The sequence below is a fragment of the Paenibacillus sp. FSL H7-0331 genome (genome assembly GCF_001956045.1).
Map to the genome: position 1 here is coordinate 84,939 of NZ_MRTH01000013.1, position 24,128 is coordinate 109,066.

The window sequence follows — 24,128 nt, forward strand, 5'->3', positions numbered from 1 at the left end:
CGATATAACGGGTTTCTATTTAGTAATGACGTATTCGACCTATTCCGTTATGACATGGAGAGATTCTAATGATAAAAAGATGCTTGGACCTTCCGACCGCTCTTGTGCTGACCCTGCTGCTGCTGCCGGTGATGATCGTCACAGCGATAGCTGTCCGATTCAAGCTGGGTTCGCCAATCCTGTTTAGGCAGCTGCGTCCTGGTAAGGAAATGAAGCCATTTACGCTGCTCAAATTCAGGACGATGACAGATGGGGTCGACCCAAGTGGCAAGCTGCTCCCTGACGAACAAAGGCTAACTCCCTTTGGTCTTAAGCTGCGCAGGCTCAGTCTGGATGAGCTGCCTCAATTGTTTAATGTGATTCGTGGCGATATGAGCTTGATTGGACCGAGACCGCTGCTGATCCGTTACCTGCCTTATTTTACGGAGGAAGAGAAGAAACGGTTTTCGATTCGTCCAGGAATTACGGGTCTTGCGCAAATTAACGGTCGCAATAACATCGGTTGGGGTGGGAGGTTCGCATTGGATATCAAATATGTAGAAGAGCAGACACTGGTAATGGATGCAATAATTGTATGGCAAACGATAGTAAAGGTCATCGGACGCAAGGATGTAGCGGAAGCACCGAGTCTGACCCTGCCGGATTTGGATGACGAACGTAGACTATGGGGGCGAAAGGATGCAAGCAAAAGTTAGATGGAAGCTGGTGTTATTCGGAAGTATGGGTGTAGCCGTCGATTGCCTGAAATGGCTGCTATCAGAGGACAAATTCGAGGTCATCGGTGTAGTATGCACACGAAAGCCAAGATCGGCATGGCGTATAGCTGTTGATGATCAGGATATGCAGGAAGCAGCTGTCCGTTGGGGAGTCCCCTTGCTCACAATGGACGACGTACTTGAATTGGAGGCGGATATAGGTTTAAGCGTGCGTTTTCATGAGATATTGCGGCCCAAGCATCTGAAGCGGTTTCTGTTGGGTGTTGTTAATTTACATGGAGCACCTCTGCCGGATATGCGTGGGTCGATGTGTGACGCAGCCGCAATTATTGAGGGACGAAGCGAATTCGGCACAAGTCTTCATTGGATGGATAAGGGAATTGATACGGGACCGATTCTGGCAGTACGGCGTTTTCCGATTAAAGCTGCTGACACGGTATACGAATTGTTTCAGCAAAGTAATCAGCTGGGATTGGAGCTAATCAAAGAAACACTGGTTCATATTTCCATGGGCAAGCTGAGGGGAACCTCTCAGCAGGAATATATGAATCAAACAGGTATCCAGGCAGCTACCTATTATGCGGAGCAGGTGCTTACTTATAAGTTGTTATCTGCGAAGCTGTCGTCAGAAGAAGTCAAGAGGCGGATACGAGCGTTCCAGTTTCCAGGTCATGTTCCGGCTCGTTTCATGTCAGATCAGGAAACAGCGGCCCTGCATTTCAAGCAAGCAGATAGTTAATAAGGAGAGGAATAGTGGTAATGAACATTCAGCTGTTAGGCGCCGGGCAGGCGGATCAATGGGATGCTTATCTACGTCAGGTACCGCGCAGCGATATTTACTTTACTGCCGGATACGCCAGAATTTATGAGGAAAATGGAGATGGAGAAGCACAGCTATTTATTTATGAACGTGATGGACAGTTCGTCTGTTATCCCTATTTGCTGCGCAATATTAGCGATCTGCCTGTAGTTGCCCGCTTGAAGCTTGGTCATGAGGTGTACGATATTTCTACGCCTTACGGTTATGGAGGACCGTTGACCAATGTGGTCGAACCTGCGGACAAGGCGGTTATATTTCGCGAGTTTGAAAGTGTGTTCCATGCCTACTGTGAGGAGAAGCACATCATTACGGAATTCGTTCGGTTTCACCCGATATTGAACAATGCCTTGGATTATGAGGCTGTTGACCCCTGTTTTGTACGTAATACGATTTATATTAACCTGGATCAAAGCGAGGAGGATATGCAGCGGCAGTATTCCAGAGATAATCGAAATCGGATTCGACGGGCGTTAAAGGAGGGCCTTACCGTTGCTCAGGCCGACACCGGAGATTTGGAACAGCTACTGGCGCTCTATTACTCTACGATGGATAAGAAGCAGGCCCAGTCCTATTACTATTTCAGTGAACAGTTTTTTGCTAACACGGTACAAATACTAGGAGATCAGATAGGGCTCGTGGAGGTCAAATATGGTGACAAGGTCATTGCTTCCGCGATGTTTATGTATAACGGCGAATTTGCGCACTATCATCTGATGGGCTCCGATAGACAGTATTTGACGGTGGCACCGATTAATTTGCTGATTCATTATGCGGCTACGCAGGCTCGTGAACGTGGGTATCGTTACATGCATCTGGGGGGCGGCTATACAGGCAACGATAACTTGTTTCGTTTCAAGCGGAGCTTTAACGAGAAGACGATGGCTAACTTTTATATTGGCAAGCGTATACACTGCGAATCCTTGTATCAAGCCATCATAGAACCTATTGCAATCTCAATGGTTGAACAAAATTATTTTCCTTTGTACCGACATCCGGAGCTTCAGGAAGCACCAATATCATCCATATTGATTGGGTCCGCTCATTCTTAGCAAAGAAAGGTGAAATAAATGAACGATGCACAAAAAATTTATTTATCGCCACCCCACATGGGGGAGCAGGAACAGCTTCTAGTTATGGATGCCTTTGCATCTAATTGGATTGCTCCAATCGGTCCTCATGTGGATAGCTTTGAAAGAGAGCTGGCCGACTATGTTGGCGCGCGAGGGGCTGTAGCCTTGTGTTCCGGCACCTCTGCTATCCATCTGGGGCTGCGACTTTTGGAAGTAGGAAAGGGCGATATCGTTTTTTGCTCGAGCTTAACCTTCATTGCCAGCGCGAATCCGATTGTGTATCAAGGGGCTGAACCCGTATTTATCGATTCCGAGCCTGATTCATGGAATATGTCCCCAAGCGCACTTCACCAAGCTTTTATCGATGCAAGCTGCCTGGGTAGGATGCCTAAAGCTGTCATTGTGGTCCACCTATATGGGCAAAATGCCGATATGGATGCCATTAAGCCGATTTGTGATCACTATGGAGTACCCATTGTGGAAGATGCCGCCGAATCTTTGGGTGCCAGCTACAAAGGTGCCATGAGTGGAACGATTGGGAAGCTTGGGATCTATTCATTCAGTGGTAATAAAATTATTACAACCTCTAGCGGCGGTATGCTTGTATCGGATGATGAGGTGCTGCTCAAGAAGGCAAGATTTTTGGCCACACAAGCCAGAGAGCCCGCCCGACACTACCAGCATAATGAGCTCGGCTACAATTACCGGATGAGCAATTTGCTAGCGGCTGTGGGTCGAGGGCAGCTTGGTGTACTGAATGACCGGATTGAATCTCGTCGTGCGATTTTTGAGAGGTATCGAGAAGGATTAAGCGCATTTCCAGGAGTTTCCTTTATGCCTGAAATGTCATATGGAAGGTCGAACCGCTGGTTGACGGTGATGCTGTTGGATTCACGATTGACCGAGACGACACCGAACCAGCTTATTGATGCGTTGTCCGAACAAAATATCGAGTCAAGACCGTTATGGAAGCCTCTGCACCTTCAGCCGTTATATGAGGGGGTACGCTATTACCCGCATAGTCCTGAGGAAAGTGTTTCGGAGCGGTTGTTTCACTCAGGTATTTGTCTGCCATCAGGATCAAACTTATCGGTGGAAGACATGAATCGAGTTATCCGTTGTATGAGCGGTTGCATGGAGAAGGAAGTCGTCAAAAATTTCCGTTAAAGTATAGCTGACAGTCGACTGCTCAGTACCAAGAAGGTAGCAGGAAGGTGAAGCCAGAGGATGGTTATTTTATGTTACACAATCTGAACAATCGAACACATTCCCGTTCCGTGGTGTGGTATTTGCTGCCGCTTCTTCTGTGGATTGTCATTATTATACTGCTGTCCTTTCAGCCCTACTCACAGCAAAGCGTTCAACCATGGCTGAAATCACATTTCACACCGCAGCAGCTAGCTGATCGGCTCCCTGATGTAACGATTCATTATCTGGGCTCAGAGGTTGCAGCGAAGAAAAGACCTTATACCTTCGTCGAGTTTTTTGTCAGAAAAGGGGCGCATCTGTTTGTTTACTCTGTGCTGGCTGTTCTTTCCTACCTGTTTGTGACTCCATTCTTTCGCCGTGTCGCATGGAAAATGATTGCTGCTTTATTCGCCGTGATGCTGGTTGGCGGGCTGGATGAGTGGAACCAGTCGTTTACAATCGCCAGAACCGGAGCTGTGCAGGATATTGGCATCGATTTACTTGGGGCTGGTATGGTCCTGCTGCTTGTTATCCTGTTTGAGAGGAGAAGAAGATGAAAACTAAAGTGATTGATGAGCTGTTTTTGCTTAGGGCTATCGCCTGTCTTAGTATCGTGCTGCTGCACTCCATCCATCGGATTTATGGTGATGAGACCATGATCATCCGAATGATTACGCTTCTGATGACGTTTGGCACGCCGACCTTCGTATTTATTTCCGAATTTATTTTATCCCATTCGTACCCGCATTCCATCCCGCGCCATTTTTGGGGAAAGCGGATTTCTTACATTTTAGTCCCTTATGTGCTATTTGGTATTTTTTATGCCGGGATGAAGGCGGTTGAGGCCAGTATGACTACGGGTGCGCCGCTCGTGCAAACCTTTATGGAGCTATCCCTGCTTCATGTACTGATAGGCGACTATCATGGGTATTTTATTCTGATTATTTTTCAATTTTATTTGCTTCATCGTTGGTTTCAAGTTTACATTCAGCGATATTCAGCAAAGCTTGTGCTGGGTGTTTCTTTAGTCATCAATTTGGCCTACTTGGGCTTTTTTAACTTTACCGACCCGATGAATATTCCTTATTCCTCTTATATTTGGAGTAAATTATATTGGGTTCCTTGTCTGGGATGGCTGTTCTACTTTACACTAGCTTATTATTGCGGACGTCATTATGAGGTATTCAAGGACCATATTCGCCGCAATGGCCAGTGGATTATGGCTTTTCTGTTGGTGACAGCGGTCATTCCTTTATATTTAATGCAGCAGGGAATTTTAAAGGATATTTCTTCAAAAAGAGTGGATATGCTTTTTTTTACGGTCGCTATGAGCCTTTTTCTGTTTTATATCGCGATCCGGTTAAAAGAGGTTCCGCGTTGGATACTGACCATCAGTCGGTATTCGTTCGGGATTTATTTGTTTCATCCGTTGTTTTTGGCCGTCATGGTGCTCATCACGCGTAGAATCCCACTGTTGAACGAAAATATAATTGGAGTCATTGTTATGCTAGTGGGAAGCACATTGGCTTCGATCGTGACGCTGCATGTTTTAAACAAATGGAGCTGGGGACCTTATTTTGCTGGGAAGGTGGGAATGGGGAAGCGTGAGCTTGAATCTAAACCAATCCCCACTAAAGAGAGCTCTGCTAAAGAGCTGCCCGTATAAGAATCTTAACCACTTGCGAAACGATATATAAATGTGAATGATTGGAATTTTATACTTGACACGATACGATATGTATCATAAAATTAATGATAAAGATACAAATCGTTTCGTGTGAAGGTAGGGGGTCCTTATTGTGAAAACGGAAATATCAGATTCGTTGGAAGTGAGCGTTATTATCCCGACGTACAATGAAGAACCGTATATAGCCGGAGTTGTGCAAAGCCTGATTGATCAACAATTTTTCGGACATATCGAAATTATCATCATCGATGGAGACTCCAGCGACCAGACGGTTGCCATCGTGAACAAGATGCGTGAGCTGCTGCCACTGAACCGCAGCATCGTCATTTTGAGCAACCCGAAGCGGCACATTCCGATATCCCTTAACATGGGGTGCCAGCAAGCCAAATCGAAACTATTGATCCGTTTGGACGGTCACACGTTTGCCCCTGTCAATTATGTGATGGAAGTGATCAAGATGTTGGGAGCGGATGGATCGAAGCGAATTATTTGTGGAGGCAGAATACAGATCGAACCGGGTACCCGGGCACTTGCCGCACAAGCCATAACATTGGGAGTCAGTCATCCGGTCGGTATAGGTAATGCGATGTACCGGACAATGGATGGCTTCGATGAAAATTGTCTTGAAGTAGATACAGTTCCTTTTGCCAGCTTTAGCAAGCAGCTCTGGATGGAATTGGGAGGCTTTGATGAATTTCTTTTGTACGACGAAGATTCCGACTTCAATTTCCGGGCCCGTCAGAAAGGCTGCAAAGTCATTCTGAATCCGCGTATTGTATTTACCTATTTTTCCAGACCGACGTTCTCTTTGTTAGGGCAGCAATATTATCGTTACGGTTTTTGGGTTTCCAAATTTCTTGTCAAGCATAAGAGACTTCCCACAATTAGAAAACTGGCTCCCATTACGTTTCTTGCTGCGCTGCTCGTTTTGGGCTTTATCCATATAGGTTTATGGCAAGTGATGTTGCTGATTTATACAGTCGTTATTGCCGTTGTTTCGTTTCGTGAAGCAGTTATCAAACGGAAAGATTGGAGGCTCTGGCTACCACTGTTCCTTGTGTTTCCAACCTTGCATTTATCCTATGGTATTGGCAACCTGATCGGGATTGCTACCAGTATCAGCCTGCCTTTTCAAGGAAAGCCATTCATAAGCTACAAGTAAGATGTCTGAATCAAAGGAGATCCTTATGATATCACTGATGTATCACGATGTAGTTGCTGTTGGTAAAGAAGATTCAAGCGGTTTTTTGGGTAGAGACGCAGGGGCGTATAAGCTGAACAAGGAGCACTTCAAGCTTCATCTTCATGAGATAGCTGGGCAGGATAAGGTGAGGGTGTCGACGGTTATTGAGGTACTGGAGAAGCAGGTAGAGACAGGGGGCCCTGTCATGCTAACCTTTGATGATGGGGGGGTAAGTGCGCATACGATCATTGCGGATTTACTGGAAGCTCAAGGATGGAGGGGGCATTTTTTCATTACAACCGGGCAGATTGGCACCGAGGGTTTTCTCTCCAAGGATCAAATTCGTTCGTTGGCAGCAAGAGGCCATATTATCGGAGCTCATTCCTGTACGCATCCAACGCGGTTTTCCGAATGCAGCTGGGAGCAGCAGGTACACGAATGGAAGGTCAGCGTGCAAACCTTGTCGGATATACTTGGTAAGAAGGTGACGACGGCGTCCATCCCAGGAGGCTCTTATTCAGTCAAGCTTGCCAAAGCGGCAGCTCTGGGAGGGGTTCGGTATTTGTTCACATCGGAACCAAAAACTGATATTTCCATGGTAGACGGATGTTACATACTAGGACGCTACAGCATGAAGAAAGAGACGAAGCCAAAAACCGCTGCTGCGATAGCAGCTGGAGATCTAACACTGAGAATGAGGCAATCCATCTATTGGAATTTGAAGAAGGTAGTTAAGATTGTAGCCTGGAATGCCTATATGGCAATCAGAAAGAAGAGCTATGAAACCAAGGCGGCGCGCTTCTAGTGGAGTTGATAACTACATGCGCGTCATTTGAAACGAATAGAATAGATTAAAAGACAAGATGGCCTAATGCCTTTCTTGTCTTTTTTAGTTACTCATAATGGCATGTGCATGTATCAAAGCGCAGCTTCTATTCATATAACATTGTATAGAAGGCAAATTCATAGAGTGGATTGCAATTCAGAAATACCAAATCTAATTTAGGCTGGTGATGACAGATGAGTAACAGCGTAACGATCAATAATATTAAGGACTATGGAGCAGTTGGGAATGGTTCGACTGACGATACAGCAGCTTTTACCAAAGCTGTGGCTTCGTTACCCAGTGGCGGTATTCTTTATCTACCGATAGGTACCTATTTAGTTACCAATCTAGTACTAGTTAAAAACAACCTTACCATACGGGCTGAAAAGGGTGCCAAGATTACGAGTTCCATCGTTCCGTCAGCAAGCGATGTAGCCATTATGAAAATAACGGGCAATAATCTGGTGATCAGTGATTTGGAGATTGCTTATACAGGGATTGCCACAGCGAAGCTCGGCGGGAAGGCTCGTAACGGACTACAGGTGCATGGCAACAACATCTATATTGAAAATGTTGAGGTACACAACACCACATGGGCCGGCATCGCAACAGGCGGTGTAGATACCAGTAATGTCACCATTCTGAACTGCAACTGCCACCACAACGGCATGGCTGGCATTAGCACGGGTAATACGGCCGATCCCAAGACAAGCGGTTATCCGACGGAGATTAACGTACTTGGCGGGTCGTACAATAGCAATGGGAACCCTTCCTTCAATACGTTTGATGGATATGGAATGACCCTTGATGTCATAACTGCCAAGGTCATTGGAGTTACAGCCAATTACAACTTTGGGCGTGGGATCGACTCGCATTATTGCCTAAAGAGTCTGCAGATTTCCAACAATTATTGTGAAGGCAACGGATTGGTCACTGATGGCAGCAAGGATACGATCGGTATTCAGGTGACGCGCACAGGCAGAAATGTGGTCATCAGCAACAACGTAGTCAAGGATATGAAATATTTGGAGTGCGTGGGTATCCTAGTTGGAGGAGATGCCAGTTATCCGACAAATGGCATAGGTAACGTCGTCATTACGGGTAATTCCATCGAGAACATCAAAAACGCTGGTATCTTTGTCAGAGGATATAAAACAGACCGGGTTGTCATTACGGATAATATTCTTCGCGATACCCTGGGTCTATTTGTTCAGCCGAATACTCCTGCCGATGCGAATGCACATATTAAAAACCTGTTGATATCCAATAATATTAACACCAATACGGGCGGCGATGCTTATTTGCAAATTGGGGGCCAAAAGAATGGAGACTTTATAACAGTCACAGGAAACATAAGTGATTCCCTGAGTCTAGCTTTCTATACGAAACATAAAGGTTCTTTCCAGATCAAGGATAACAAGCTCTTACAACCTATTACCCTTAATTGTCCGGCAAGTACCGGCAATGTGGATGGGAACCTGTTCGAATTACTGAACTATACCGGTTCAACCGGGATGATCCTGAATGAAGATTACTATAAGGGTTCCTTCAGAGGAAACACAATACTGAATTCGCCCGGCTCGGGAATAGAAATATGCAATGGTACCTATGATGTCGCCAACAACACGATTATCAACCCAAGTCGATCAGGTTCAGGCCGTGGTAACGGTATTTTAGTAATTGACGGTACTCCCAAGATAACTAACAATTATATCTCATGTACGGATGGAAAGATGGCAGTCGGTGTCCGTATAGATGTTTACAACAGAGGCTTGCTCATTAATGGTAATACGATTGAGCATAGCACGGATAATACGTTAGGTTATCGGAATACTGCCGGTAAAATTTATGCGGAGTATCTGGTCGATCCTACGATGAAGCAATTCCAAATGGGCTATACCGCAGCGCCTACAGATAAGCTCGGCTGGAAGGTAGGAGACCTGGTTTATCATAAGAGTCCGACCACGAACGTGGGCTGGATGTGTGTTTCTTCTGCATCGGGTTCAGGGACATGGGCCAATATGACAGGAAAGGCATAATAGTAGGAAAAGGTATTAAAAAGAACCCTTCAACTTCCACTTTTATTGTGGGTTAGAGGGTTCCTTATTTTGAGTAGAAGATATTTCATCAAAACTTCGACATTTACAGCTTAAAAGTGCAGCGTCTTCGTCATAAATATCGAACTTTCCTTTTCTACTTCTATTACAAAACCTTTTCGATAATAAAATTGTATGGCTCGGTTATTGGTCTTTTTTACGGATAAACTGTAGGCGTCAGATTCCAACCCAACTTGCTTTTCAAATTCATTGATAAGTTCTGAGGCAACACCAGTTCCTTTTGCATTTTCGGATACTGATATCGAAAGCAGGCTGATTAAATTGGCATCAGTTTCAGAAACCGAGGCAGGGTCTGGTTTGATTAAACGTAGTCTTCTGAATGCTTGCAGATAAATATAGGGTCTGAATATGGTTTCAATAATATAATGCAGCTTATTGTCGTGGATAAATTTCTCCTTTGACTTATTCAGATTTACATATCGTCCACCCATAACAAAGCCATTGATCACTTCATCAGATACGCTTACAAGAAATATGCAGGAGTCCAGGTAGCTTTCGTAAAATTTTTGGATCATCTTGACCGAGTACCTTCCCAGAAAGTGATCATTAAATTGCTGCTTATGAATTCGTGCAATCTCATTCATGTCAGAGTGATTTGCTTGTCTAATCATACGAAGTCACCTCCTATTAGTTAGATTGGAATGGATTCTAACGATTGCAGCGAAGGATGCTAATATTTGCTCTTAACCGGTCTGCTGCTGCTCAGGCTTAAGTTCAAACGGAAGCAACTGCTGCTGCTCTTTACGTACAGGTAAGAAAAGCGTGTACCATTTCCCCCATACGTCCATGGCGGAGTACCACAGATGATAAAGGTTATGATCCATACGGATCATACTAGCTTTATAGTGAAGGCTGTTTTCAAGCGGATGTAAAGGTTGGATAAAAGGCACGGCAGTTGTAGACCAATCATCTCCGTTGAGGCTGAACGCGTAATGAAGGCGGGAGTGGACACCGCCGATTCCCTTACAAGTGGTAAGCAGCATATCCCAGCTGTTGTCCGGATTCAGGGTTACATCGAGATGCCAAGGCCAGACTCCATCGGGTAGCCCTGTCAATTGAACATCTTTCGGCTCAGACCAATTCTCCTTGAGCATAGGGTCACCCTTGCAGACTATTTTCTGGATCGATTTAAAATTACCCGCGGTGTAAGTCACGAAATACATCACAAACTGACTTCCATCATGAAGGACGCAGGCGGAGACCTGGATACTCTTATTGTTGTAAGTAATCTCTACGGGTGGTCCCCAATCGATCCCATTCAATGAATGCATAATGAACCACCGCTCCTCAAACGGAGTAACGCTCCGAAGATATTCACGATAAATCATATACATCTGTTTATCATGAACGAATAAATGAGGGTCGGACAAATAATCCGCCGTTGTACCAGGAGATGGGACTACTGGATTGGAAAGGCCAGTAGGAACCGTCCAATGAATACCATTGTCGGATACAACAACTGAAGGATTTTCCAGCTGATCATTGCCGTCGGGATATGGGGTAAATGCCATCCAATAGCGGTGCCCCTCCCAGGCTTGAGGGAAATAAAGCACGCTTGGATGGACGCATTGTCCGGATTGGTCGTAAGTAGGTACAACGACTGGAATGGGCTGATGAACTCTTCCCTTATAAAGCATATGCTGGTATTTCCAAGATACATAATGTCCGAGGCGGACCAGCTTTCTTTTCCACTTTCCAAGCTCTGCTCTTGGATTCATGAAGGGTTTCATCCTTTCGATTCCGAGTAGGGTATACCCCTACTCGGGAGTTCTACTAATATTTGCGCTCAGTGGAGAGTGGAATGGTGAAGGTATCACCATCTGCAACCAGATAATCGTAACCCTTTGAATAGTCGCGGGGGTCCTTCCAGCCATGAACAATTGGGGTATCGCCCAATTCTATTCTTACTTTTCCATCGGGTAAGTTACTAGATCCTTTGATTTCAAAAACAGTGTTAGGGCTGTCGACCGCTAGCCCGGCATGATTGATACGAATGGAGCGTCCTGTTAAGGACCCGAACTGCATGTCGCCCAGCTTCTTCAGATCAACCTCCAGCCAATTGTTATCGGTAAGCCCACCACTCCAATTTGTAACCTTACCTTCAATACTTGGGGCAACTCCACTGATGGCAGGTGCTTCCGGAAGGCCGATGAAGGATCCTTCCTGTACATAAGCATAAACAGGCACAAGTGCTTTTTCGGAGTAATAGCCAAACGATCCCTGAAATTGTATTCGGTTGTCGACGATATATGATTTGTTACGATCAAGAGCGCTAATAATGTAGTCTGTACGCCCGCTTTTCAGAGTCACCTTGACAGCTCTTGCTTCCATATTGGGCACAAGGTTTCCCTGATAAAAAACAGAAGCTTCTTCTATCGACTCTATATACCGTTCCTTGCGGTAAGGTTCAATTACGGACGTGAATGTACTACTCAATTCAGTACCGGAACGGTGGGCGATCACATATCTCAATGATTCTGGATTGCCCGGCTTGTTTTGAGGAGGCTTGCCGTCGGCTAATGCGATATGATCTAATTTCCCGAGCATTGTCAGCCGCAAATGAATATCAGCAGGTCCAGGAAGAGCTTTCCACGTATCCGTTAGCTTCCAATCCATACTGGAGATCAGAGATGGATTGTTGGCTATCTTCACGTTCGTCAAATAATTGAAGCCGCTGGACGATTTAGTCGTATAAGCTTCGTTGGCATATGGGATCTTACTTCCTGCGTAGGTGCCCTCGGGCTGGTTTGTCAATTTTAGACCTTGGGTGGTTAGTACTCCATCTCCGGTATGGAAGCTGAAATCATGATTGCTTCCTCCTTGCACGCGAAAGAAGTCGACGGCATAGGAGTTGTTATCATCTACCCGAATGAGAGACGTGGTTCGCCGATACAGCTCTGTTTGGGAATAGACATGTGGGGCTTCTACATCGATGAGCTGCACTTGCCCTGTATTATCAAAATGCAGGGGGTTGCCAGTCCATGATTCAGACTGGATGCTTTTATCGACGGTGACAGTATTGTGACTGATCGTATTACGCTCCCAATACATGGAAAGCCAATTATTATCTGCATAAGAGACATAACCCAAATCGGGCATTAGATCGAGTCCAAAAGCGTGCATACCCAAATTTAAAGAATCCTTATGGGCATGAGAAGTTGAATTACGGCCATAATACATCCACAAATCTCGTTGATTATCCGTCTTTTTCATATCCTCTGCTGTCCTGGTTGTACCGTCTCTCAGAATAGCTAATCCGTATCCTGATAGGTTCACACTGTTCAGTTGCAAGGTGCCTTGAGTTTTAATAACGTTCTGAATGTTTTTAATAGTTGTATCTGGGTCAAGCATAAAGATGTCGTTAATCAAGCCTGTGATCGAATTTTTGTTGGCAAATACAGCTGCTTGGGCGAGTATGGGATCGCCATACACCTCGAAACCTTTAACAAGGGCTTTTTTATTCAACCAGATTTCCGGTTTTCCTGTAGATCCTGAATCTCCAATGGAAGGAGAGTATTTACCCGAAAGTACAAAGGGAACAAATGCGGAGAACATTTTATGAAACTTCACATTTTGGTAAATATCCATTTCCGGATAACGGTCATAGCCATTCAGAATGTCAGCAACTTGTCGGAGATTATCCAGCCAGTAGCTGTTATACTCTGGACTCGCCTCGTTGCCCAGTCCATCTCTATCCACGTCGTACATCAACACGTAATTGATGTTGCCACCCGTTACTCGAACTCCTTTGCTATCCTCCATAAGCCCACCGGTGCGGAAAATAAAATCAATCCATTCCCGAGTCACTGAAGGATCATCGAGTACAACTGCAGCCATCGCCAACGTGCTCTGATGAAAGCCGACATTACCGTAAATTTGTGCTTTTTTCACGGCAGGATAAATTTGTCTTAGAATTTGATCCTCAATGTGCTTGCGTATACTCCCTGCATTCAGTGGCTCTTCATCGGGATAATAGATCTTCCTGCGTTCTTCTAAAAATCGGACCCAATCGGAATCATTATCCTGCATGGCGGGGAAGAAGGCATCGTAGCAGCTAATAATATCGCGCAGTAAAGCAGCCTCCCATACCGAACCAAGGATTTTTCCTTGCCCTGTCAGTCCGTGCGAGTTTCGGAATCCATCGTCCCACTTATAAGCCGAAACATCCATGGACGGGTATACATCAGCAATACGGTGTAGCAAGATAATTCCGGCACTCGCATATTTGGGGTCGCCTGTATACAAATAGGCATCACGTAGGCTGAGTAGAGCTTTGTTAACAAAATCCCTCCAGATCGCCCAGTGGTTATAATAGGCAATGAAGGTGAACTTATTGCCGCTTGCATCAATCCAGCCTGAGCCGTCATCGACACCCCAGGTTTTCCCTTTATCGGGATACAGCTGATTGACAAGCAGATTCCGATCCGCAAGATTGGAATCAAAAATGCCATTGGCATTCAAACCGCTTTTATAATAGGCACCGTAATCATTAGTAGGAAATTTGTATCCGCTCGATGGATCGGTAAGCTTCCATGGCTCCTTACCCACGTTAAATTCATACGGGTAGGCACCATATTGATTGAGCTCCTGTCCAGTTATAGGGCTGCCTTCATATTGATTGACCGTGTAACTGCGCGGAATCGTCTGTGGTGTTATGGACTCCCAGAGTAAGGATGAGCCACGACGAAGATAACGATCCGCTTCAGCAACGGCATCATTGCGTATCGTTTTGGCCCAATCGTACTTGGCTATATTATTCCTGGCGGCTTGAACTTTCTTCGGAGTGTAATAGGTGCTTCTTGTTTTCACGGGATCTGTGCTCTGGAGTGCACTCGAGGTTGTATCCTCAAAAGGTATAAACAGCGCTATAGCCGACACGATAAATGAAAGACCAAACGTCCAAACTATAGATTTTTTCTTAAACCCATTGAATCGCATTCTCTCACTCCTCTTACTGCTCGTTATCCATGCTTGAATTAACCACTGTCTGCAGTCAACTGTTTACGATTTCTTTTATTTCGATTATCAAATTTCGGTTTCATCAGCTGTTCGTACAGCTCATTCAACTTGTGGCCCTCTGGCTCCCAATTATAATGCGTAACAGCGGCCTGACGTCCATTCTCTCCCATCCGCTGCGCTTCCTCCGGATGCTCCAGCACATATCGTATCGCATTTGCCATCAAATGGGGCTTCATGGGGGGGATACATAGACCGCACTGGTTGCCTTCGATAATTTGTTTCCACAAAGGAAAGTCGGAGGCAAGCACCGGTATACCTGCGGACATATACTCGAACAGCTTGTTTGGCTGCGACATAATAAAATTGGGCTCCGGATGCAGTACGACTAACCCCAGTTTACTTTGTGACATGATCTCACGAAATTGCTCTCGGTCGACCCTTCCTCGATAATCGACGAATTTCCAACCACTCAGCTGGCGAACCTGGTCAAGCAGTTCAGGAGGTGAAAAATTACCGCCAAGGAGTAGGTTAACTGGCATAATCCGATTTAACTGCTCAAGGCATTCGATTGTATCTTTAATGCCTCTGACCTCGGAGATGCTACCGATATAAGCAATATTATTATGTTCCTTGATCTTGGAGCCCTCGTGACTTATCAGTTCATCCAATAGAGGGAAGTTTTGAATTTCATAAGTATGTGGATTGTAGGTCCGAAACCGCTCGGCAATAAAAGGAGTCGCCGGGATGATGGCATCCATACGTTTGGACACAAACCGTTCTATAGCCTCGACACTTAGAGAAACTGGCTTTTTAAGCCAATCGGGAATCCAACCCTTGGAAAAAATATCTCTCGGAACATCTTCGTGAACGTCATAAATCACTCGTTTTCCAAGTATTTTAAGCAGCAGTCCAATAGGCATAAGCTCGGGATCATGATAATGATAAATATCCGCATCCTGTCTCAAACATTCCCGAAACACCCTTATCGTTGTAAACAGCATGCGAGTGAGACGTCTTGAAGAACCTTTGCCAACACCGATGACCTGAATGCCATTGATAAGCTCATTTTTATCATGTGCGGCGATCAGTCTGACATCGTGACCGTAATTTTGCAGCGTGCTGCACTCTTTAAAGGTTATACGTGTATCATAGACATGGTGGACAGATGTGAAGTGGACAATTTTCATACTTGAACCGGCTCCTTTTGTTTAAGTGCACGAGATCGACGAGTGGGAATTTTCAATATGCCAGCTCCAAGAGATAACCCAATGACAAACCAGAAATATTTCATAATCGTCGTTTCTAGAAAAAACGATTCAACCATATAGGCAATCAGCAAGCCTTTGAGCAGCAGGTTCAAATTGCTTTCGGATGAAGCCCTGAACGTACGCCACAGGGAGGCTAGCATGAGGGCCAGACCAATAATTCCCGTCTGAATCGCAGCTCCCAAATAAATGTTGTGGGCTCCGTATGGTGGATATTCTTGATACTTGTGATAAGTACCTGACCCCGTGCCGATAATCAGATGGTCCGCGAATACGCCAATAGCGTGTTCCCAAATCATCGTTCTGCCGGACCCTCCGCTGTCTACTGCCTGCTCAGAACGGGCTGTAATAATATGTTCAAGCTCAGGGATGGAAGTAACCCCAAACAACACAATTCCGCTGACCAGAATGACGGCGACTGCCTTTTTCCAGTTAAAATTAGCGAGCAGCATAAACAGTAGAGCGGCAGCTAATCCCATCCAGGCGCTGCGCGTACCAGAGAGAATGACGGCTGTGATTTGAATCAGGGCAATCGGAATTAACCCAACCCTGAGTAAAATTGATTTGCTGTGCAATACACAGTGGATAAGGTACAGCAGGCCGGGAATAATCATGGCGGCAAAATGGGCAACGCTTTGTTCCTCGAAGGCGCCGGTACGTGTACCCTCTGTCAGATCAGCGCCTTGCATGAAATTCATGATGCTATATAATGAAGTAATTGTTGTGGCAATACTGTAAAAGGCTAATAGAATGGGGATCCGTTTCGGGTTTTGATGTAGAAGATTGACCATCAACACCAACATAAAGAACAATTGCACATAAGTTGCAACGCTGAACCATACTGCGGCAAAGAAAGCATCAGGCGTCCAGAGGATGCTGGCTATGTTCCATACCAACCATACCCACCAAACGGCGGGTATGAGATTAAACTTGATTTGGCGGAAATGGGTAATCAGATATACAGCTGCAAAAAGAAGGCCGAACCCCTTGGTCAGAGTATTAAAAATCCCCCCCACCCTAAGAATATCCTCGAAAGGAATTGCCACCGAGTAAGCCACAAGAGGAATAAAAGGATATCGAAGAGAGAGGAACAACCCGTAAGTTAATGCTATCGCAATCAATATAATGAGCAAGGAATCCGTCATAATACCAGCTGCCAGAATCCCAATACAAAGCAACGATAACATCACGTACAGCAGTCCTGTTCGCTGTAATACCAATATTGCCACGCCCTATCATAATTAGTATAAAAGTGGAATTTGCTTAATATCCTACTTAATAAGTATTCAAAAATTTTCATACTCACATCTTTGACACGTTTTGTAACAAGTATCTATAAATGAATAATACGATACGTTTTGTATCAAGTCAATAGCCAGCTTTTATTTATTTGTTGAAATTCAGCCACTATCCATTAATGATATCATTAGACAAAGCTTCCTTACGGGTGATATGATGAAACTAGACAATTGTATACGTGATAGAATAGGTGCGAGTGCTGAGAAATCTCATTCGCTTAAAAGGGAAGCCGGTTAAAATCCGGCACGGACCCGCCACTGTAGAGAACGCTAATCGAGATTGGCAAATGCCTGAAAGATGGATCCACTGAAGCAGCATTAGTGCTTTGGGAAGGAATCGGGCACGATGTTCTGAGTCAGGAAACCTGCCTGTTTAAACAACACTGTTAACCTACGTGGATTTAGGCAAGTGTTAGAGACTGGCTTACTTACAGAGGCAGAGGGCAGAGAGCCTGTTGTCGATACCCTGTATGTATGTGATGCAACAGCATTTCTAACACATTGGAAGTGCTTTTTTTGTTGTCATTTTATGGATGTGGATAGGGAAAGGATGTGCAGCTTGTGGCAGGGAAATTGCTGATTGTCGGTTTTGGACCCGGCAGCTTTGAACATATAACGAAACGGGCTCGTGAAGCGCTCCAGGAGAGCGATGTAATCATCGGTTACAACACCTACGTAGACTTAATCAGCGGTTTGCTGAGCGATCAGCAAATTGTAAGAACGGGTATGACTGAGGAAGTGAGCCGTGCTCAAGAGGCGGTGCGGCAGGCGGAAGCAGGGAAAAAGGTTGCGGTCATTTCGAGCGGTGACGCTGGTGTATACGGAATGGCGGGTCTGGTGTACGAAGTACTGATGGAAAAGGGTTGGCACCCGGAGGGCGGCGTGGAGGTTGAGATTATTCCCGGTATTTCGGCGATTAACTCATCGGCATCACTGCTGGGCGCTCCGATTATGCATGATTCCTGCACGATTAGTCTTAGCGACCATTTGACGCCTTGGGAACTGATTGAGCGGCGGGTTGAAGCGGCTGGACAGGCGGACTTCGTAATCGCCTTGTACAATCCGCGAAGCGGCAGACGTACTCGGCAAATTGTGGAGACACAGCGGATTCTGCTGAAGTATCGTTCACCGGAAACACCAGTCGGTATTGTGAAAAGCGCGTATCGGGATCGTCAGCATATCGTACTGACGAATCTGCGGGATATGCTGGATCACGATATTGGCATGTTGACTACGGTCATTATCGGCAATTCGTCAACAATGGTCTATGACGGATTGATGATTACGCCTCGTGGCTACCAACGCAAGTACACGCTCGGTGCCGACGTGCAGCCACTGCGGCCGCATCAGAGGCTGCGGCAGGAAGCAGAGCCTTGGGCGCTGGAGCAGCTGCCAGAGGAAGTAAATGATGAGTACGATGATGAGGAATGGGAATCCGAAGAAGAAGGAGACTCCCTGATTGAGGATATAGACGATGAGGAATGGGATGACGATGAGGATGAGCGCATCCCGAACGTTGGGTCGACGTCAGCGGCAATCCGCCAGCCAGGTACCCTGTTAGCGAGCTCCGCATCGCCAGGCCCGGGAACAACAGGCATACCGAAGCTGACAGGTGTGTCCACTGCTGTTGAGCCGAGTGCTGTAGCAGTAGCAGAACGCCACGTCAGTGCAGATCCACTGCTGCTGGCCATGGAGGCTCTGCAGCTTGTGGATCGAAGGAATGAAGCGGGAGTAATCAACACATTGGCGGCTCCATCAGTGGTGACTGCATCAACAGATGAACCAGCACGATCTGCAGCACCTGCTGCGGTCACCGCAGGTTTGTTCAGGCAGCAGTCGATCTTTGAGCTGGCCGTCAGCCCAGGCGTGGCCAACAAGCAGTTCACCGCGAAGCAGATGCTGACTTTGGCAGCCGTTGTCGGCGACAAGGGATCGATGGAATATACACCACATCATCAACTGATCTTGCGTGTGCCTACAGACAATCCGGCAGAGATTACGGATAAGCTTAGGATGGAAGGGTTTTTGCTGGCTCCGATTGGCGATGTCGCACAGGTAAAGGCTTGCGATTTTTGCAATGGAGAGAAGGGTGAGTCTATTCCTTATGCAGAGGAACTGCAGGCGAAGCTCGGTGGGCTGGGCGTTCCCAAAGAAATGCGAATCGGCTTCAATGGCTGCGGAATGGCCTGCTATGGTGCGGTCAACGAGGACATCGGCATCGTCTACCGCAGGGAGAAGTTCGACTTGTTCCTGGGCGGTAAAACCGTAGGTCGTAATGTTCACCCGGCTCAGCCGGTTGCTGAAGGGATCAAGCCGGAGGATTTGGTCTCCACGATTGAAAATATTATGCATCGATACGTAACCGAAGGTCACCCGAATGAAAGATTCCATAAGTTTTTTAAAAGAGTCAAGGAGCTTGAAGGCTACCGTCATCAAGATTTGCCTGTCTTTACTATAGAAAATGCAATATGCGGAGATTAAGACTAATACGAATAAGATGCTTGTAACGATGTAAAACATCGTAAGGAGAAGCTATTTCATCCGATTTATTCGTTTTGTTCAGTTGTAACGATGTTTTATTGCATACCCGCTACTCATTGAATGAAAGATGCTGCTGTTATGATGTTTGATATCGGTTCAGATGCTTATTTTGAGAGAGATGCTTCTGTAATAAGAAGTTTTGCTAATATCCGCCTTTGTACGATGCTGTTAAGGCATTCAAAAATAGTTTTTCTAAGTGATATGAAGTTTACGTTTATGAAGTCAGTTTTGATTAGGAAAACATAGTTGAGCTTACGATGCAGTTTTCCTTCGGAAAACTATGAGGAGGTAACACATGAACGCTGTATTATTTGTAGGGCATGGTAGTAAAGATGCCGAGGGTAATGAAGAAATCAGACAATTTGTTGGCGCGATTGCGAAGGAGCTTCAAGGGCCGCTCGTTGAAACGTGCTTTTTGGAGTTCGAGAAGCCGAACATTCGTCAGGGAATTGATCAATGTGTGGCCAAGGGTGCAACGCAGATCGCTGTGGTGCCCATTACTTTATTTTCTGCAGGACATGCCAAGATTCATATTCCTGCAGCTATCGACGAGGCCAAGCTGCGTCACCCGTCAATTCGTTTCAATTATGGCAGACCGATAGGTGTCCATGAGCAGGTATTGGACATTCTTACATCACGTCTGGGAGGAGCCGGAATAACGGAAGCTACCTTGCAGGAGCAAGGACAGGAACTGGAAGAAACGGCCATATTGGTCGTGGGAAGAGGCAGCAGTGATGCAGACGCTAACAGCGATCTGTTCAAAATATCCCGGTTATTTTGGGAAAAGCTGAAAGTAAAATGGGTAGAAACAGCGTTCATTGGTGTAACGGCTCCTCTGCTGGAAGAGGGGATGGAGCGATGTTTGAAGCTCGGCGCCCGCAAGGTCATCATACTTCCCTACTTTTTATTCACGGGCGTTCTGATCAAACGGATGGAGAGCATGCTGGAAACTTTTGAAGAACGCTACCCCGAGCATCAATTTTCACTGGCTGATTACTTTGGATTTCATCCGAAGCTGCGGCAAATTTTGATTGAACGTGCAACGGAAGCTTTGCAGGGCGAAGCCAAAATGAACTGTGATATGTGTCAGTACCGGATCGCCGCGATGGAGCATATCGATCACCACCACCACGATCATGACGATCATCATCATGGACACGATCACCACGATCACCACGATCATGACCATGATCATCACAATCATGACCACGACCACGATGATCATCATGGGCACGACCATGATCATACTCACGAACATAAACATGCAGATGGGCATGATCACCATGATCACGACCACGACCGTGACGATCATCACCACCACGATCATTCGCATGATGAAGAGCATGATCACGATAGACAGCCTGTCAACAACAAGACTGTTGCATCATCCTAATAGAAGGAGGCGTAACGATGATATTAGTTATGGCCGGAACCAGCGACGCAAGGGAACTTGCTGTTTCCATTCAACAGACGGGTTATGACCTGCTTACCACTGTTGTAACAGACAGCGCTGCGCAATCGATGGAGAATGCCGGTCTGCCTGTGATGGTAGGTCGGTTAACCGCCGAGCAGTTAGCTGCATTAGTCAAGGAGCGCGGTATTCGTACGATTGTAGATGCCACGCATCCTTTTGCCGAGGAAGCCTCGAAGAACGCAATCACCGCTGCGCGTGAAGCGGACGTGCCCTATATTCGCTATGAACGGCATCGGCTTACTTTTGATGGCAATCCGCTCATTACCTATGCTGACGATTACGAGCAGGCAGCCGAGATGGCCGCGGCCAAGCAGGGTGTCATTATGCTGACAACGGGCAGCAAGACACTGCATATTTTTGCCAAACGATTGTTGAACGAGCCGAACACGACCTTGGTAGCGCGTATGCTTCCCCGTCGAGATAATATGGAGAAGTGCGAAGAGCTTGGACTGCTGCAAAAGAACATTGTCGCGATGCAAGGCCCTTTTTCCAAAGCTTTAAATACGGCCTTGTATGAGCATTATAAAGTCACGCTGATGATCACCAAGGAGAGTGGTAAGGTCGGAGCTGTCGATGAGAAGCTGGAATCGGCGCTGGAGCTTGGTATTGAAACGATCATGATTGGACGGCCAGAGGTTGAGTATGGGGTACATTTCAGTGATTTTGAAGATGTAATCAAGAAGCTGAACGAACTATTGAAGGGGGAATAAGCAGGATGGATTTTAAAACGGAGTTTAAACCATTGACGGTACAGCCGCAGGAAATTGAGGAACGCAGTTTTGAAATGATCACGGAGGAACTTGGGGAGCATCCTTTTACAGAGGAGCAGTATCCTGTCGTGCAGCGTGTCATTCATGCCTCCGCAGATTTTGAGCTGGGTCGCAGTCTTGTTTTCCATAGAGACGCCATTACAGCGGGCATTAAGGCTATTCGCGAAGGTAGACCTGTTGTTGCTGATGTACAAATGGTACAGGTTGGCATTAGTAAGCCGAGAATTGCCAAATTTGGCGGTGACGTGCGTGTGTATATTTCTGATCCTGATGTGATGGAGGAAGCAAAGCGCTTGAATACGACACGCGCGATCATTTCGATCCGAAAGGCAATTCTTGAAGCTGAGGGCGCCATCTATGCAATTGGTAATGCACCTACGGCACTGCTGGAGCTTATTCGTCTTGTCAAAGAGGGTGCTGCTAAGCCGGGTCTTATCGTAGGTGTTCCGGTCGGCTTCGTATCGGCTGCGGAATCCAAGGAAGAATTGGCGAAGCTGGATATTCCTTTTATTACGAATATTGGGCGTAAAGGCGGCAGCCCGGTAGCGGTGGCAACGGTTAATGCGATCTCGCTGATGGCTGAACGGCTGGGCTAGGTCACACTATGGCGATGGACAAGTCCGGGAGCAAGGAAGCACAAGATGCCAAGCCACTGCGCCATGGTTATACGACGGGCTCTAACGCGGCGGCGGCGACCAAGGCCGCTTTAACGGCGCTAATCACGCAGGACGAGCAGACGGAAGCTACGATTCATTTGCCAATCGGTCAAGATGTGACATTCACGATAGTACGCTGCGAATTTACGTTAGAGCGGGCGGAAACCGAGGTGATCAAGGATGGTGGGGATGACCCGGATGCGACTCATGGCGCGCGGATTATTGCTGAGGTTACATGGCGGGACGAGAGTGGTATTGAGCTTGATGGCGGTATTGGCGTCGGACGCGTTACGAAGCCGGGCTTACCCGTTGAGGTTGGAGAGGCGGCCATCAACCCGGTTCCCCGCAAAATGATTCGTCAGGCAGCAAACGATGTGCTGAAACAGTTTGAGGTGGACCGCGGAGTACGAGTCGTTATATCAGTCCCGGAAGGCGAGGAAATCGCCAAAAAGACTTTGAACGGCAGGCTTGGCATCCTCGGTGGTATCTCTATCCTCGGTACGCGGGGGACGGTGGTACCTTTTTCTACAGCCGCCTATAAAGCAAGTGTGGCTCAGGCTATTCGGGTCGCTGTCAAATGCGGCTGTGAGCACATCGTGCTATCCACAGGTGGACGGACGGAGAAGTATGGCATTGATATGTATCCCGAGCTGTCTGAGGAAGCTTTTGTGGAAATGGGTGATTTTGTCGGATTTGCCCTACTGCATTGCAAGCGACAAGGCATCAAGCGCGTAACGATGGTTGGAATGATGGGTAAATTTTCCAAAATCGCGCAGGGTGTGATGATGGTGCACAGCAAGAGCGCGCCGATAGATTTCGGTTTTCTCGCCAAGGTTGCTCTGGAGGCCGGAGCCACGGAGGAGCAGGCTGAATTGATACGGGGTGCGAACACAGCGGCTTTGGTTGGAGATTGGATGCAGGAATGGGGATACCCTGGTTTTTTTGAGCTATTGAGCAGCTATTGCTGTGACATGGGCTTGAAAGAAGTGGGGGGCGGTATGGAGCTGGATACCGTAATTATTTCGATGAAGGCCGTACTGCTGGGTAGTGCGCGGAGAATAGGTGCGGAGGATAGGTGAAAATTGCGCTGCGCGGGGAACAGGTGAAAAGTTCCGCTGCGCGACCGAAGTATTCTTCCGATCACTGTTGTTCCCGAATTTTTGTGATTGTATAAGACATGTAATGGTCAAAATTCGGGAACAAAGGTGAACGCTGATGCTTCTCCAGAACACCACGGTCACTCCGCTCGTTATTCACCGGGCTTTTTTAAAAATAGAAAGAATATGCGTTTTCCTTAAGATTATGGTTACGTAATGTTTAAAAGACTATGTTAACGACATTAGCGGTCAAAGCGATCTTGGCGTTCCTCTGGAACGCTCTAAAGTACGATGAATGAATAGCGGAGTGGGCGGAATCGTTCTGGAGAAGCGAAGCGCTCGCCTTTGTCTCTGGATTTCTACCGCTCAATGTCTTATACCATCAAGAAATCTGGAGACAACAGCGATCGGAGGAATGATCCGCACGCGAAGCGGGACCTACTCATCAGTACTTTAAAGAA

General features: G+C 46.5%; 19 protein-coding genes and 1 riboswitch. Of the genes, 14 read left to right on the forward strand and 5 right to left on the reverse strand.

Annotated elements, in window-relative coordinates; translation table 11 throughout:
* Window positions 1-68 precede the first annotated feature (68 nt).
* The 9 genes from BK127_RS20160 (at window position 69) to BK127_RS20200 (ending at window position 9,529) form a co-directional block, all read left to right on the forward strand.
* Complete coding sequence (locus BK127_RS20160; RefSeq protein WP_144026511.1) at window positions 69-695, forward strand: sugar transferase; 627 nt, start codon at window positions 69-71, stop codon at window positions 693-695.
* The gene (locus BK127_RS20165; RefSeq protein WP_076233313.1) at window positions 679-1,455 is read left to right on the forward strand and encodes a methionyl-tRNA formyltransferase; all 777 of its coding nucleotides are present in this window, start codon (window positions 679-681) and stop codon (window positions 1,453-1,455) included. Before BK127_RS20160 ends, BK127_RS20165 begins: the two co-directional genes overlap by 17 nt.
* 20 nt (window positions 1,456-1,475) lie before the next feature.
* Window positions 1,476-2,585, forward strand: a complete 1,110-nt coding sequence (locus BK127_RS20170) for a lipid II:glycine glycyltransferase FemX (protein WP_076233314.1) — start codon at window positions 1,476-1,478, stop codon at window positions 2,583-2,585.
* Window positions 2,586-2,603: 18 nt separating this feature from the next.
* On the forward strand, window positions 2,604-3,773 hold the full coding sequence (locus BK127_RS20175; RefSeq protein ID WP_076233315.1) for a DegT/DnrJ/EryC1/StrS family aminotransferase: 1,170 nt from the start codon (window positions 2,604-2,606) through the stop codon (window positions 3,771-3,773).
* A 71-nt stretch (window positions 3,774-3,844) separates the two neighbouring features.
* Window positions 3,845-4,351: a VanZ family protein gene (locus BK127_RS20180; RefSeq protein ID WP_144026512.1), complete on the forward strand. Its 507-nt coding sequence runs from the start codon at window positions 3,845-3,847 to the stop codon at window positions 4,349-4,351.
* Window positions 4,348-5,460, forward strand: a complete 1,113-nt coding sequence (locus BK127_RS20185) for an acyltransferase family protein (RefSeq protein WP_076233317.1) — start codon at window positions 4,348-4,350, stop codon at window positions 5,458-5,460. Before BK127_RS20180 ends, BK127_RS20185 begins: the two co-directional genes overlap by 4 nt.
* A 133-nt stretch (window positions 5,461-5,593) precedes the next feature.
* The gene (locus BK127_RS20190; RefSeq protein ID WP_076233318.1) at window positions 5,594-6,643 is read left to right on the forward strand and encodes a glycosyltransferase; all 1,050 of its coding nucleotides are present in this window, start codon (window positions 5,594-5,596) and stop codon (window positions 6,641-6,643) included.
* 25 nt (window positions 6,644-6,668) lie between these two features.
* Complete coding sequence (locus BK127_RS20195) at window positions 6,669-7,469, forward strand: polysaccharide deacetylase family protein (RefSeq protein WP_076233319.1); 801 nt, start codon at window positions 6,669-6,671, stop codon at window positions 7,467-7,469.
* Between the two features lie 215 nt (window positions 7,470-7,684).
* A complete protein-coding gene (locus tag BK127_RS20200; protein WP_076233320.1) occupies window positions 7,685-9,529 on the forward strand; it encodes a right-handed parallel beta-helix repeat-containing protein in 1,845 nt (614 codons plus the stop codon).
* A gap of 110 nt (window positions 9,530-9,639) precedes the next feature.
* Here BK127_RS20200 and BK127_RS20205 read toward each other — a convergent pair whose 3' ends face one another.
* The 5 genes from BK127_RS20205 to BK127_RS20225 all read right to left on the reverse strand — a co-directional run bounded on the left by BK127_RS20205 (window position 9,640) and on the right by BK127_RS20225 (window position 17,051).
* Complete coding sequence (locus tag BK127_RS20205) at window positions 9,640-10,218, reverse strand: GNAT family N-acetyltransferase (RefSeq protein WP_076233321.1); 579 nt, start codon at window positions 10,216-10,218, stop codon at window positions 9,640-9,642.
* Window positions 10,219-10,290: 72 nt separating this feature from the next.
* Window positions 10,291-11,325: a glycoside hydrolase family protein gene (locus tag BK127_RS20210; protein WP_076233322.1), complete on the reverse strand. Its 1,035-nt coding sequence runs from the start codon at window positions 11,323-11,325 to the stop codon at window positions 10,291-10,293.
* Between the two features lie 55 nt (window positions 11,326-11,380).
* Window positions 11,381-14,545, reverse strand: a complete 3,165-nt coding sequence (locus BK127_RS20215; RefSeq protein ID WP_076233323.1) for a heparinase II/III domain-containing protein — start codon at window positions 14,543-14,545, stop codon at window positions 11,381-11,383.
* Window positions 14,546-14,583: 38 nt separating this feature from the next.
* Window positions 14,584-15,753, reverse strand: a complete 1,170-nt coding sequence (locus BK127_RS20220; protein WP_076233324.1) for a glycosyltransferase family 4 protein — start codon at window positions 15,751-15,753, stop codon at window positions 14,584-14,586.
* Window positions 15,750-17,051, reverse strand: coding sequence for an O-antigen ligase family protein (locus tag BK127_RS20225; protein WP_076233325.1), 1,302 nt, complete (start codon window positions 17,049-17,051; stop codon window positions 15,750-15,752). The genes BK127_RS20220 and BK127_RS20225 overlap by 4 nt, the downstream gene beginning before the upstream one ends.
* A 250-nt stretch (window positions 17,052-17,301) precedes the next feature.
* A riboswitch (cobalamin riboswitch) is annotated at window positions 17,302-17,516 on the forward strand.
* Between the two features lie 174 nt (window positions 17,517-17,690).
* Here BK127_RS20225 and cobJ point away from each other — a divergent pair.
* The 5 genes from cobJ (at window position 17,691) to BK127_RS20250 (ending at window position 23,649) form a co-directional block, all read left to right on the forward strand.
* On the forward strand, window positions 17,691-19,610 hold the full coding sequence (cobJ, locus tag BK127_RS20230; RefSeq protein ID WP_076233326.1) for a precorrin-3B C(17)-methyltransferase: 1,920 nt from the start codon (window positions 17,691-17,693) through the stop codon (window positions 19,608-19,610).
* Window positions 19,611-19,965: 355 nt separating this feature from the next.
* Window positions 19,966-21,063: a sirohydrochlorin chelatase gene (locus BK127_RS20235; protein WP_076233327.1), complete on the forward strand. Its 1,098-nt coding sequence runs from the start codon at window positions 19,966-19,968 to the stop codon at window positions 21,061-21,063.
* Window positions 21,064-21,080: 17 nt separating this feature from the next.
* Complete coding sequence (gene cobK / locus BK127_RS20240; protein ID WP_076233328.1) at window positions 21,081-21,854, forward strand: precorrin-6A reductase; 774 nt, start codon at window positions 21,081-21,083, stop codon at window positions 21,852-21,854.
* Between the two features lie 5 nt (window positions 21,855-21,859).
* Window positions 21,860-22,510 carry a precorrin-8X methylmutase gene (locus tag BK127_RS20245; protein ID WP_076233329.1) on the forward strand — a complete coding sequence of 217 codons (651 nt, stop codon included), beginning with the start codon at window positions 21,860-21,862 and terminating at the stop codon, window positions 22,508-22,510.
* A gap of 14 nt (window positions 22,511-22,524) precedes the next feature.
* Complete coding sequence (locus tag BK127_RS20250; protein WP_076233425.1) at window positions 22,525-23,649, forward strand: cobalt-precorrin-5B (C(1))-methyltransferase; 1,125 nt, start codon at window positions 22,525-22,527, stop codon at window positions 23,647-23,649.
* The last annotated feature ends 479 nt before the right edge of the window (window positions 23,650-24,128 follow it).